This window comes from Bradyrhizobium sp. UFLA06-24, assembly GCF_054967145.1.
This window is the reverse complement of record NZ_JADFUE010000109.1, coordinates 1-13,758: the sequence shown is the minus strand read 5'-3', so window position 1 is coordinate 13,758 and position 13,758 is coordinate 1. Positions and strand designations below refer to the sequence as shown.

General features: G+C 58.3%; 9 protein-coding genes. 5 read left to right on the top strand and 4 right to left on the bottom strand.

Annotation, left to right across the window (positions count from 1 at the left end; all coding sequences use genetic code 11):
* Positions 1–710: 710 nt before the first annotated feature.
* From IF809_RS36580 to IF809_RS36570, 3 genes are all read left to right on the top strand, one after another.
* On the top strand, positions 711–1,424 hold the full coding sequence (locus IF809_RS36580) for a thermonuclease family protein (RefSeq protein WP_014497787.1): 714 nt from the start codon (positions 711–713) through the stop codon (positions 1,422–1,424).
* Between the two features lie 8 nt (positions 1,425–1,432).
* A complete protein-coding gene (locus tag IF809_RS36575) occupies positions 1,433–2,176 on the top strand; it encodes a carbonic anhydrase (protein ID WP_441258791.1) in 744 nt (247 codons plus the stop codon).
* A gap of 1,896 nt (positions 2,177–4,072) precedes the next feature.
* Complete coding sequence (locus IF809_RS36570; protein ID WP_014497789.1) at positions 4,073–5,239, top strand: flavin-dependent monooxygenase; 1,167 nt, start codon at positions 4,073–4,075, stop codon at positions 5,237–5,239.
* Between the two features lie 822 nt (positions 5,240–6,061).
* Here IF809_RS36570 and IF809_RS36565 read toward each other — a convergent pair.
* Positions 6,062–6,709, bottom strand: coding sequence for an FkbM family methyltransferase (locus IF809_RS36565; protein ID WP_011084858.1), 648 nt, complete (start codon positions 6,707–6,709; stop codon positions 6,062–6,064).
* A 950-nt stretch (positions 6,710–7,659) separates the two neighbouring features.
* On the opposite strand from IF809_RS36565, the gene IF809_RS36560 reads away from it, so the two are divergent.
* A complete protein-coding gene (locus IF809_RS36560; protein ID WP_014497790.1) occupies positions 7,660–7,974 on the top strand; it encodes a co-chaperone GroES in 315 nt (104 codons plus the stop codon).
* 84 nt (positions 7,975–8,058) lie between these two features.
* Positions 8,059–9,699 carry a chaperonin GroEL gene (gene groL, locus IF809_RS36555; RefSeq protein ID WP_014497791.1) on the top strand — a complete coding sequence of 547 codons (1,641 nt, stop codon included), beginning with the start codon at positions 8,059–8,061 and terminating at the stop codon, positions 9,697–9,699.
* A 1,239-nt stretch (positions 9,700–10,938) separates the two neighbouring features.
* Here the strand turns inward: groL and IF809_RS36550 are convergent.
* The 3 genes from IF809_RS36550 to IF809_RS36540 all read right to left on the bottom strand — a co-directional run bounded on the left by IF809_RS36550 (position 10,939) and on the right by IF809_RS36540 (position 13,008).
* Positions 10,939–11,835, bottom strand: a complete 897-nt coding sequence (locus IF809_RS36550) for a YopT-type cysteine protease domain-containing protein (RefSeq protein WP_011084854.1) — start codon at positions 11,833–11,835, stop codon at positions 10,939–10,941.
* Positions 11,836–12,445: 610 nt separating this feature from the next.
* Entirely contained in the window at positions 12,446–12,769 is a 324-nt protein-coding gene (locus tag IF809_RS36545; protein WP_418224650.1) for a DUF7694 domain-containing protein, read from the bottom strand.
* Positions 12,770–12,846: 77 nt separating this feature from the next.
* Positions 12,847–13,008: a hypothetical protein gene (locus tag IF809_RS36540; protein WP_014497793.1), complete on the bottom strand. Its 162-nt coding sequence runs from the start codon at positions 13,006–13,008 to the stop codon at positions 12,847–12,849.
* Between the last annotated feature and the right edge of the window lie 750 nt (positions 13,009–13,758).

Genomic DNA, 13,758 nt, shown 5'->3' with positions numbered 1-13,758 from the left:
GGCCCTAGCTTATCTGGCACCCATTCGTCTGCACGTCATAGATCCGGATTTCGAAGCATGGAAAACACTTCTATAACTGTGCTCCACCTGCCCTGGTCGACATCAACGATCATCCTGCCGGGCGGAAAAGGCATCGGATTTGCGCGGTTTGCTCGCGCAAGGAGCTAAGTTATGCGCGGGCGTCTACGCTGAACTCCATTGCGTCTTCTTCTAAATCGGTCAGAGCGAGCCAGACAAGATTTTTCACATCTTTTCGTGTGAAATGCGAAATTTCATCGCAGAACCGTCGGCAGCGGCAAGATTGCCGCTGGGAGCCGTGGCCGACCAGAACAAGGTTGCTCCTCAACGCCTGACTCCACCGCGAGCGCCGGCGCTTCATAGTCGGTCTCCTTTTTTGCAAAACACAACATTCCGGGGTTCGGGTTTGTTCAGCATCGCCCGTTCGGCCCGCCCGCGAGGATTTCCCCCTCAGGTGGAGGGTACAGCGCGGTCCTAGTGAGAGAGCCGATGCTCGAAGAATACCGCCGCCCGCCCCGAAGAAATCACTTGATCCTTACGCAGCGTCAGGCCGTAGGTTCGCGTTCCGGCGAAGCGCTCATAGAGCGCTCGGAAATGCCGGCGGAATAACGCACATAATGCTGTCAAGCAGTCGAATGTATCGGCACCGTATCGTGCGTGAAACGTGGATCAGGAGCGAAAGGTTATTGTCGGTGAACCGCGGAATTATGTTCGCATTGCTCGCTCTCGTCACATCTCCGGTCTGCGCCGCGACGCTCAGCGGTGCTCCGCGCATCCTCGACGGCAATACGATCGAGATCGAGAAAACCAACGTTCGGCTCTCAGGCATCGAAGCTCCTGAGACGGACCAGATTTGTCTCGACACCAACGGTCGCAAATGGGCCTGCGGCGTAGCTGCTCGCGACGAGCTTATCAAGCATTCAAATGGGCGAACCTGGGATTGTCACACCCAGAGAGTCGATGAGTACAGACGAGCCCTCGGTAACTGCTTCATCGAAGGCGAGAATGTGAATGTCTGGATGGTACGCTCGGGCTGGGCACTATCGGCTGCTGCATCTCACGCTGTCTATGAGTTGTCGGCAAGCACAGCCCATGCCGGACTGTGGTCGGGAGCGTTCATCGCTCCGTGGGACTGGCCTCGCCGCAATAAGGGCACGATGATCATCGGCGCGTGGTCGGTTCCGATCGACGCGCAGGAAGTACTGCTCGGATCAGTCCTGCTGTCGGAACCACCGTCCCCCGAGTGCCTGATAAAAGGCACTGTCGAGCGCAGCGGCGAGCGGATTTATCACCTGCCAGGGCAAGCCAGCTACGAACTAATCGATATGACGAAGAAGCGCAGCGAACGCTGGCTTTGTAGCGAAGCGGAAGCCGAAGCCACCGGGTGGCGTAAGGCCGTGCGATGAGGCGACACATGCATGCAGCCAATTCTCCAAATATGAACCATTTAACCAGCACTGCGCGTTCGCGCCGTTCGCTGTTGTTGTTTGCTGCTTCGACAGTTTTCCTACGATTCGGCAATAAAATTGCCGATGCAAGGGAAGCAAAAGGCACGCCCAAGCCAGATAACCTGCTGTCGCCAGATGCTGCCCTGAAGCGGCTGCTGATGGGAAACGATCGTTATGTCCAGGGTACATCGCGAGCCGACGATTTCAGGCGCGAGCGTTCGGCTTTGGTCGAAGGCCAAAATCCATATGCGGCGGTTTTGAGCTGCGCCGACTCTCGCGTGGCGCCCGAACTTGTGTTCGACAGCGGGCTCGGTGATCTGTTTGTCTGCCGCGTCGCCGGCAACTTCGCTAATGATGATACGCTCGCCAGTATGGAATATGCGGTCGCAGTACTGAACACGCGGCTAATCCTCGTACTAGGCCACGATCATTGCGGCGCGATAGACGCTACGATCAAGTCGCTCCATCAAGATAAGCCGCCGCCAGGGCACATTTCATCCCTGGTGACCGCACTTGCTCCCGCGGTGAACGCATCTCTAGGGCAAGCCGGCGATATATCCGCCCACGCAACCCGAAAAAATGTGATCGACAATGTGAACAAACTCAGATCGACGGGCCCGATTCTGACGGCTGCAGTTGAGCAGAACCGGCTGAAAGTCGTCGGAGGCCTGTATCGGATCGGCACCGGTAAGGTCGATATTGTCAGCTGACGCTAGCACATTCACACCCGAGGCGAATCATCTGCCGTGTGATACGGCCCTTCCGTTCCGCTGTTTGGTCCACCGTCTGCGACAAATGCCCCGGATACCATCCGCTCCATAATAATGATCACTTCGGGAAGTCCTTCGGTATGCGTGGCGTCTTGATTCTCCTCATGTTCTACCTACTCATGTTAGCAACACGCGGCGAGCATCAAGAAACGCACCTAACGCGTCCGACAGCGTTCATGCCTCCATATTGAGTTGCAAACCCAATAGCGTGGTTCCGGTAGCAGATAGCGATGAAGCGCATTGCCTGGCTGTGAACTCCAGAGCCGGCGACGATCCTGAGATCTTCTAGCTCCGATCGAGCACGCCATGAATGGTGTTGCTTTATCACCAAGCTCAGCCAGGGCTGCAGATCACATAGAACAACCAGCAGGACTGCCATCATTCGTTATGATAGTCTCGTTCGCCGCCAAGGACCCGGCCCGCAATGATAAGGCCGTTGAAAGCATGGTTGTTTTCACCACGATCTCGCATGCGCTGCCTGATATTGCACACAGTCGCGCGACCCGCCCGCTTTGGACAATTTACTATCCGTCCTCCATAACGAGTTCGACACGAGACGAAACTGGCAGCTCGCAAATTGCATAGCGTGTACGCGAAACCCATCAGGTTGTTAGTCGCTGCGGACACAGTAAGTTGTGCCAGATTTGTCCGCCCAGGCGAATACCAGAACAATGATTCAAATGTTGCGCACCGCGTCTGCCAGCCAGAAATCATCTAACAACCGATAGATTTGGCAAGCAAGCTCTTCAACCACGGCGTCGCTCAGTAGGAAACAGAAGACTAGCTTCAGAACGTGGATCCCTCATCAGTCGTAACGCTCGTGGCGCAGGCATGCTGCGCGAATTTGGCAAGCTCGGCCAAAATCTCAGCATTGGAAAACCGCCGAAGAGGGAGGCGCCGGCGGCTGCAAAAGAGGTCGACAGGTCAGAATTCTGCCCGAATTTCTTGCGTCCTGTAGGACAGAAGGTAGACGGCTCGTGTGCTGCAACGAGCCTCCTAAGCTCCCCGGGGCCTCTTCGAAGCGCGCCTTGTCTTTGCTTGCATGAGCCGGGTACTCTTGCAGTGCCTCGAACAGATTTGATCGCGTAATTCAGCGTCTTGAGCTCCGTGCGTTTGCTGAACACCAGCTGTCTGGAGGTCCGCTTCTAACCAGGCGCTCCCCGCAGTCGCACGAACAGCTATTGGGCTGTTGGTAGCATCGGGAGATCGGAGCGGGTCTTAATTTTGGCACTAACGTTGAATCTGGCCGGTCGGCGATCGAGGTCCGCTTCTGTCGGTTTGCTTGCGGCTTGTTGAGTCAATGACATTGGCGGAAAGTATACACGAAGACACGAGCATGTGTGGCACGGCGCGGCGGAATGATCTCGCGAGATTCGGACAAGGCCGGCAGACATGCTTAATGGCACGCCGATTGCTGAGACGATGGAAAACTAAGTCGCAGGCTTGAGCGCCCTCCCGAGCATAGCTCAGGAACTCCAAACTTGGCTCGACCCGGCTTGTCCGACGTATGAGCACACGTCCATGGAGAAGACATGACATCGCATGCCCCCCCGACCAGCCGCCGGAGATCCAGCCCGGCAACCACGGGCCGATGTCGCGCCGCCGTCTACCGGCTGTTTTGCCGGCCAGCCTCCATGCAACGGCAACAGCTACATCTCAGTCTGGCTTCCCGGCCCTTAAATTGGGAAGCTACCGTGCGCAATCTCATGCAAGCGATATCAACTGCGACAGCTCTGAGAATGTCCTCCAGCCGGTATCGTATCACCCAGCTTCGCCCCGTGCGCAGTCAATGGCTGACGCACGACCATGGTCGGCACAAGACGCGGAGGACGATCTATGAACGCTTCACCCGAAAAGCAATGTCCTGTATCCCACACCGCGGCTGCGACCTGGGATAATCTGTCGCCGCTACTTGTCGAGATCCGTGCGCGTCGCAACGAGTTTGGCCCCGCGCAGGAAATTCCAAAAGAGATCATCGACGGCTTCAGGCGCATCGGTATCTATCGGGCTATGGTCGCGAAGCGATTCGGCGGCGAGGAGCGAACACCAGCCGAATTTTGCCGCCAGATCGAGCGCATCTCCGAGGCCGACGGATCCGCCGGTTGGGTCGCCAGCTTCGGGGATGGAGCTCGCTACCTCGCTGCTCTTCCGGACGACACGCTTCGAAAAGTGTACGCCAATGGACCTGACGTCGTATTGGCGGGTGCGCTCTTCCCGCTCCAGCCCGCCAGGCGATGCGCCGGCGGATTTGTCGTGAACGGCGTGTGGCCATTCGCTAGCGGCTCGCCCGGGGCGGATTTGATAGGAGTTGGTATAAAACTGGAAGACGATCCGGCCGGAGACCTCCCGCGTGTAGCGGTGATTCCGGCAGAGAAGGTGACAATCCGGCCCAATTGGGACGTCATCGGACTACGAGGCACCGGAAGCCACGACGTTGTCGTCAGCGACGTCATTGTGCCAGAGCAATGGACCTTGATCCGCGGCGGTCCGGCAACACTTGATGGGCCGATCTATCGTTATCCGTCCGTCGCTTTCGCTGCGCAGGCGCATGCGGTCGTCGGCATCGGGATTGCGCGAGCCGCAATAGACGAGGTGATCGCCATGGCCGGAAGCCGCGCCTCGATCACTGGAGCGCCCGTGATGGCTGAGCGCGGCTATGTCCAACTTGAAATCGCCAAAGCCGAATCTATGCTACGTTCCGCTCGTTCCTTCTTTTACGAGGCCACGGAAGAGCTGTGGAAGCAAGCGCTCACGGGCGGGGTAAATCTGAGCACCACGATGCAAGTGCGGCTCGCCGCGACGAACGCCGCGCGGCAGGGCGCTGAGGTCTGCAGGATCTCGAGCGGTCTTGCTGGAACTGAGGCGCTCTATACCAGCAGCAACCTAGCACGCGCCATGTGCGACAGCTTCGTGGTTGCCCAGCACGCAGCTTTAAACGAGGGAACGCTTCAGAGTGCTGGCCTCGCCCTGCTCGGAACTGCAATACAGCCCGGCTTTCCATGAAGTAAAGGGATCAGGCGCGGGCAAACCACAGGCCACGCGAATGGATTGCCGAGCGGGATCGACCTGAATTTCTGCGCAACGGCAACCCACGAACTTTCCAAATCACCGAGCGACGGGGCTCGACTCTCACGGGCTGTGCCGCCTGGGCGCACCGTGCAGCACTGCACGGCGCAATATCCTGGCACTCAACCTTGCGCTTATCGATGCGGCACGCCGACACTGGCAAGGGCAGTACGACATTGATGTGAAGCGTACCGTGCACCTCCATCGGAATGATGGATCAATCTGGCTCTTGGCCGCGGCTGGCGGATCGGCATCGACGGCGCGGAAGAGACGCTGCGGCCGCATGAGATCGCGCATCGCCTAACCGGCCATCTTCCGGCTGAAGAGACCCATGTCAGCCCTCCAATACAGCCAGCCCTCTGCCGTTGGGATGGAGTGACATTAGCAAGCTAGACCGGTTTGGGGCGCGCCGATGAGGCCGCGCGATGGTTTGGCGTGATCGGCAGTAGATCCTGGCGACTGCCGGTAGAGCGGAACCGACGAAGCGACGTCATGAATGTGCGAACGCCTTGCTGCTACATCGGCTGTTCGATCGCCACGGCACCACGGCCTTAGCTCCTCAGGATCGGATGGACCCGCTGACTACCATGGCGCTGGCCGCTCCCTATGGACCGGCTGGCGTTCACGCCGGCTCGAAACCGCACACCAATCGGGCTAACGATAGCCGCCCGCCTTGACGATCACCGTTGTGCAGCTACGGCCATCACAGAGTACGCTGATCAGGCGCTGCATGAATGAGACGCTAGATCTGAGTAGCTGCTAGACACGCGTATTCCTGAGCAATACATCACCTTCCACTGCGCGCGGATAGTGAGCCGCCACTTCAAATGATGGCAATGAGCTAAGAATGGCTTGCAGGCTCAACTGCCCTTCGTAGAGCTCGCGATCACTATATTCGGTGTAGATGAAGCGCGTGTTGCTCAAGGTCCGCATGCCGCCGGCGATAACGTCGGCTTCGGCTCCCTGAACGTCCATCCAGATGAAATCGACTCCGTCCAATTTGGCTTCGCTGCACCAGTCGTCCAGCCGCCGTGTTTCAACCGAGACAGGCCGATCAAACCGGACCCAATCATACTCGGTAAGATGGTTCTTTGGGCGGCGTATTGAGCCGGACAGGTCCCAATCTTTCGCATCCCCATCTGCATTACTCGGATGGAAGTCGATCGTCCCGTTTCGGTCGCTGATGGCGATTTCTAGCAGCTTCACCTTATTGAGGGATGGACCAAGCTTCTTCTTGAAGCGCGCGATCGCTCGGGGGTCGGGCTCAAAGCAGTAAAGCTCGGGTTGCGGGCACAGCTCGAGGAACTTTTGCGTATCAGTCCCATCATTGCAGCCAATATCCAGGATGACGGGATTCGGCTTCTGCAGAAGTGAGACGATGTGCTGATGTACTTCTACGGATGACACAGATGCTCTTCCATGGTGCGCGGAGATCGGATGAATTTCGACTTGGAAGCCGATCACACGCCGGAAGCAGCTGCACAACGTATATCAAGGTATATTGCTCTTATATCCGCCAATCCCTTCGATCCTCGACAGCTGTTTGGATGCCATCGACATCAAGTAGAGGGAATCTATCGAGCACCTCGCGATGCAATCTCGACCCTATCGCCGGAAAATGCGGCCTCAGTGAGTTAGATCGCCGTCCTGGCTTTTCGCCGGCCGAAAGAACGCTTTCGTTCAAGCGCCACCTGCCGGATATGATCTATGGCACGTGCCGAGCAGAGTGGCCCCTTATGCATAGCAACAGCCCCTCATCTCGATGACAATTGCGCAAAAATGTGCGCTGTCGGCTGATGGCCGCCATCTCAGATAGTAGCTCCCGTCAATCTCTTCCGCGGAATCGCCGGCGAGGAACGCGGCCGGTGAAAGCACCGCGGTGCGCGATGTCCGGCGCAATCAAGCTTTCGCGGCGCGCGCAAATTTCTTCAAGTGCTGCCGGCACGATGACCAGGGTGAAGTCAGTAGGGTTTGAGCACCGCCGCTGGACACCGTTTGTGGACCGCACGCTTTGCCCGCCACAGCTGCTAGATGGTGCCGTCAGGCAATCATGTGCAATGCCAGCACCGCCGCCAACACGCGAGGCCTTTCGACCTGTTCAACGACCACCGGAGCAACGTTGAAGTCTTCCCGGGATCAATGCAGTATTCGAAGAAACGCAATGTCATTTTCACGACAGCCGGGCGGGCTGGTGCACCTCTGCGCGTTTGCTTCTGGACAACACAATCGCAGCCGCTGAATGCTTCAGCAGTACTGGAAGGGCAGATCGCTTAGCGCATTTCTGGCCTGACTCTTGCTACGGGCTGCTTGTCACATTGTGCCTAACTTCAACTTGTTCACACGCTCAGGAGACCTCTATGAAATTCCGTCCGCTTCACGACCGCGTCGTGGTCAAGCGCATCGACGCAGAAGAGAAGACCGCCGGCGGCATCATCATCCCCGACACTGCCAAGGAAAAGCCATCGCAGGGCGAAGTCGTTGCAGTTGGCCCGGGAGGCCGCGATGATAGCGGCAAGCTAATTCCGATCGACATCGAAGTCGGTGATCGCGTGCTGTTTGGCAAGTGGTCCGGCACCGAGGTCAAGATCGATGGGCAAGACCTGTTGATTATGAAGGAGAGCGACGTGATGGGTGTTCTCACCGATGTCTTCTCCAAGAAGAAAGCCGCCTAATTCACAGCTCGCAGCTCACCCCTCCTGAGGAGAGCCCATCGGGCGCGCCAAAGGATGAATTAATAGGGACTGAAGGAATTTTGTATGTCAGCCAAAGAAGTGAAGTTCGGAGTAGACGCGCGGGACCGTATGCTGCGCGGTGTCGACATTCTCGCCAACGCCGTGCAGGTCACGCTCGGTCCAAAAGGCCGCAACGTCGTGCTCGACAAGTCGTTCGGCGCACCTCGAATTACCAAGGACGGCGTTGCAGTCGCCAAGGAGATCGAGCTCGACGACAAGTTCGAGAACATGGGTGCCCAGATGGTGCGTGAGGTCGCTTCGAAGGCTGCGGATGCTGCTGGCGACGGTACCACCACCGCGACCGTCCTGGCCGCTGCGATTGTGCGAGAAGGCGCCAAGTCGGTTGCCGCCGGCATGAACCCGATGGACCTCAAGCGCGGTATCGACCTTGCGGTCGAGGCTGTGGTTGCGGACCTTCAGAAGAACTCCAAGAAGGTCACCTCGAATGAGGAGATCGCCCAGGTCGGCGCAATTTCGGCTAACGGCGACCAGGAGATCGGCAAATTCCTCGCCGACGCGGTGAAGAAGGTCGGCAACGAGGGTGTCATCACCGTCGAGGAAGCCAAATCGCTCGAGACCGAGCTCGACGTCGTCGAGGGCATGCAGTTCGACCGCGGCTACATCTCGCCCTACTTCGTCACCAACGCCGACAAGATGCGCGTTGAGATGGACGACGCCTACATCCTCATCAACGAGAAGAAGCTCTCCTCGCTGAACGAGCTGCTGCCGCTGCTCGAGGCCGTGGTGCAGACCGGCAAGCCGCTGGTCATCGTCGCCGAGGACGTCGAAGGCGAAGCGCTCGCGACCCTGGTCGTGAACCGTCTCCGTGGCGGCTTGAAGGTCGCGGCCGTCAAGGCTCCGGGCTTCGGCGATCGCCGCAAGGCCATGCTGCAGGACATCGCGATCCTGACCGGCGGCCAGGCGATCTCGGAAGATCTCGGCATCAAGCTCGAGAACGTCACGCTCAACATGCTCGGTCGCGCCAAGAAGGTGATGATCGACAAGGAGAACACCACGATCGTCAACGGCGCCGGCAAGAAGGCCGACATCGAGGCGCGCGTGGCCCAGATCAAGGCGCAGATCGAGGAGACCACCTCGGACTACGACCGTGAGAAGCTCCAGGAGCGTCTCGCCAAGCTCGCAGGCGGCGTCGCGGTGATCCGCGTCGGCGGCGCGACCGAGGTCGAGGTGAAGGAGCGCAAGGATCGCGTCGATGACGCGATGCATGCGACCCGCGCGGCAGTCGAGGAAGGCATCGTCCCGGGTGGCGGCGTCGCCCTGCTCCGTGCCTCCGAGCAGCTCAAGGGTCTGCGCACCGAGAACGACGACCAGAAGACCGGCGTCGAGATTGTGCGTAAGGCGCTGTCCTGGCCGGCCCGCCAGATCGCAATCAACGCCGGCGAGGACGGTTCGATCGTAGTCGGCAAGGTCCTCGACAACGAGCAGTACTCTTTTGGTTTCGACGCCCAGACAGGCGAGTACAGCAACCTCGTTTCCAAGGGTATCATTGACCCGGCCAAGGTCGTGCGCATCGCGGTCCAGAACGCCTCTTCGGTGGCCGGGCTGCTGATCACGACGGAAGCGATGGTTGCCGAGCTGCCGAAGAAGGCTACGGCTGGTCCAGCAATGCCTGCGGCCCCCGGCATGGGCGGTATGGACTTCTGATCGGCCTCCTTAAATTCTCGATGGCATGCAAAACCCTGGCGATAATGTCAGGGTTTTTTGCAGCGAGCGGTCTGTAGCCTGCCAGTCGACGAAGAATACAGCCCATGGGCCTATCGGCCTATCCATGTGCGCGGCGGCAGGCCCCGGCTCAACTTGCTTGTGACCGTTCCTTGGCGGCGACAGGACCGCGTCCGGCACGACGCGCTGAGGGGATGGAATGTGTCTATGCTAACGATATTTTACGTTGGTCGTCCACTAGGCAGATGGCTGGGTGCTAGGCAGCAGGGCATGAACCCGCGCAGGCGCTCTCGCCGGATGCATGCCGTCGGGTTCGTCAGCTTTTGGACAGCTATTCGGTGTACAATGACTCTTGAAGTTAGCGGCGCGTGGTAGGGACAGCGCTCGCCCCGAGTATGCGTGGGGATTTCGGCGCCGAGTCACGCTCCTGCTAACTTCAACCAGTCGCGCATGCGCGGCAGAGACAGCGTCTGATCCATCCACCCGACCAGCGCCCCCGCTGCTTCCCGCGTAATCGGATCCACGCTACCGGGCGCCGGTCATCCGAATTAGCTAAATACCCCCCATGCGAGCGCTCCGCGCAGGAACTCCTCGTCCAAACTTCGCGATGTCACTCGCACTATTCGGCACTTTAATCCGTGAAAGAGTGCTCCAGCTCGGCGCACAATTCCATTGAGAAGCTTGGAACAACACAGCGCTGCAATATCACTGAGTCAGATCGCGGATGAGGTCCTCACCGAAGCCGTCAATCAAGTCCAGCGACGAGAGAAGGCGGATTGTCGCGGAGCTCGTGGCGAGCGATGACTGGCTTTGAGGCGCCGGTGCGACGGCAAGCCGATGCCCCCGGCAGCAGCTATTTGGTTGGTGAGCTCACTATAAAAGCGGCTGGCGGTGATTCCGAAGCAGATCGGCTCCAGCTAGTGCCGACTCTGTGGATGCTTGGTTGCCGACCGGCCCCCTGAGCGCGATTGGGCGTCGGGTAACGCAACCCTACGAGGAGGTTAGCCTAACGGGCCGCCGGTCCGGCCTGAGAGGAAGCGCAGGCGATTGCTCTGACACGCGATGGCGCGGGGCTCACAAACCTCAGTGACCGGCGAACCTATGTCGCTAAACATTCCCCTCTCTGCACTACTTCCAGAGAACTTCCATCGAGAGCATCGATTGAACATCCACAGAAACCGCGGCGGGTGAAACAAGGCGGGCGATGCGGCTGCCTCGTGTCTACCGATGAGGTTCCGCGCGCGGGAATAGGGCAAGGTCCGTTGCATTGGGATGCCCATACCTGATCCTTTGTGTGACGACCGCCGAAATATCACGTTTGTTCAGGGTGCTATAGCGCTCGGCAAGACTCTTAAACAACCCTCCGACCCGATCTGACGGAACAGTAAATTCGCCATAGTTAGGATCAGAGAGGATCGTCGTTCCATTCGACGTTGCCGTTGCAATCGTGTGGGTGCCGGCGCCAGGTTGGACGAATTTCAAGCTGACCAAATGGACGGATGGATCCTGCGCAAGCTCGTTTACGATCTTGTCGATGCACGAAGATGTACCAAACCTATATCGCGTCTCTTCAGCAGATGGTTCTAGGCCGGCGTCACGCAAGATTGTGCTTTTTGCCTGGAAATTGTGAGACCCTTCCGCCTTATCCTCTTTCAATTGAGTCTTAAGCTTTTCAGACTGTTCCTGCCGTCTTGCCGCCGAGCGGTGATTTTCCGTGCCCGGGAGCAGAACCCCCATTCGGGAGGAAGCGCTGCTTGGGAGATCAAGGAGCCACTCCGCGGCCAATCCAACACAGATTCCACTGACATTGGCTTGGGGCAATTCCGCCGTCCTGTAATCGAACAGAGGACGGACAGGGCTAGTGGCAACGGATAACTCGGAGCTGGAGGACAGAGAGGATGTGCTGAGGCCCGAGGTGTTTGAACTATCATCGATTGCATCTGAGGTATGCGGCTTGCTGAAGCAGAGCCCCATTCTATCGAACAATTCGCCGGGCGCCAGGCTCTCCAGCCGCGCGATTTCGGTGAGTGTTTGGGCACATTCGCTACCGTCTGCGGGCCAACTCGATTCCTCAGCTTGCTCAGTATGTGCGTATTCGCCATCGACTCGATTATACATGCTGGTTCACCGGCTTCTTCCGCGTGCGTCTCCTCAGAGGGCGCGCTGCTCACATCTTGCCTGCGACCGATATCGCGGCAAACTGACGAGGAGCTGGCCACCACACAAGCTTAGGGAAGCTATCGCCGTCATGGCAAATTGGCTGTGCGACAGTCCCAGCTTCCGGGCGCTGCTGCAGGTGTGAGGCGGTGGCCGACCAGCTAGTGACTCTTGCACAGTGAAAGAGGTCGCGCTCGTGTAATTTCAGCTTCAGTCAGGATGATGGCTGCGTCAGACGATGCCTTCACCAAACCAGGCTCGGTCGTGGGCTTGAGATCGATCTCACCCTCATCGTGCCGCGCCGCCCGGCGCCCAAAACTTCGCCTCCAAAGAGCGCGCAATTCGCGTCCCCAGTTCGCCCCGTGATCGGCTATCAGCGAGCGAGATGCTGTTGTTCGCTCTGAGGCTGCTCCTGTTTGACAGCGGCATTTCATCTCAGCCCGCCTTGCACGCCGCAACGGCCGAGCGAGCCTGACATACACCCGCTTGTGACATCTCATCGGGACGCCGAACCGGTGCTTGTGCACCCGCTCGGCCTCACCTTGTGCTCGGATATTGTAAACTCAGTCCGTCATGCTGTCGCGCTCATCCGCGCGAACAACGTTGCCGCATCTGAGGGACTCAATCCAACGACGCCTACGAAGCTCGGAGACGGCATCGGAATGTCTCGATAAATGGGTCTCCACAAATGAAGGCAATATCGGCTGTTATTCACATAACGCGAATGTGGCGGATGCAGTTGCATGACGCACTCTTCTTCATCCCAGAACATGTCTTTGACAAAGCACATCTCCTCCCAGTTTGGACAACGCCGCGGTGTCGAAACAGCGACATGCTCCCACCCAGGACGGACAAATGCACTTATCTTTAGTTCACACCCGCAAGGCCCCTGCACAAAGAAGAGACCGCAAGGGCCTGATCCCGGAGCAGTCGCGAACCGGCCATGCTGCACCCGGCCCGCCTCCAGCTTGTCTACCACCTGCGCTCGCACGCCCGCTCCTTTGCCTCTCGGATAGCCCTGAACTCTACGTAGAGGACGTTGTCGCGCAACAAGTCAACCTCCGCGATTCTCGGCCCAGCTTTCCTGAACCACTCTACAACGCACCATCCGCAAAAGCGGTAGATGTCTATCATCACTCACGCTCCTCTAGTTATGCCTCTGGTGCTCGAATTGCGCTCGGTGCCGCCGGTTGCCTGAGGACGGGCGGCGGCACGATCTGTACGTTGAGTTAGGCGACCCGCCGATCGAATCTTCCCGCTACTTATGTAAGTCCGCCATTGAGCCTCTCCGCGGCGAAGCAGTCTTGATCGGTGCCAGGCATTCACTGCTCATCGCCGGCAGAGCGCACATCACGCTTGAGCATGCGAAGTCGGCGGCTCTTGAGGCCTCATCTCGTCTTCAATGAATTGTCCCTCATCATGCCATGCTCTCCTATTGGCGGCGGAATCCAGACTTCATGATGCTCGCAGTTGCCGCACCAGATAGCTCCGGGCGACATTGCTGCTTCTGCGGGAGTGTACTTGATCCCTTGCGGCCTTCTCGCAAAGGCTGAACAGTCCTAATGCGTCAATTATGTGAAAACCATTCAGTTTTATGGCGTCCAAATCGGCTCGTACATAGCCGCAGACGTCTGGAATGCACTTCTTAGCTGGCACATCCAGCGGACCGCTGCGACCTCGATCGTCAGCTAACGGTCAGGAACAATGATTAACCGATCTCATTGGCTGCCACTGCAAATATCGCTCGATTTATAGGCCTCACTAAGATGCGGCCCTTAACGCGTTGGCTACGTGACCTTGCCCCCACATGTGGAACGGCCCGCGAGGCAAGAGCTTTTTCAGTCGATTTCACACATTGGAACGGTGCGGTCATATGTCCGGCCT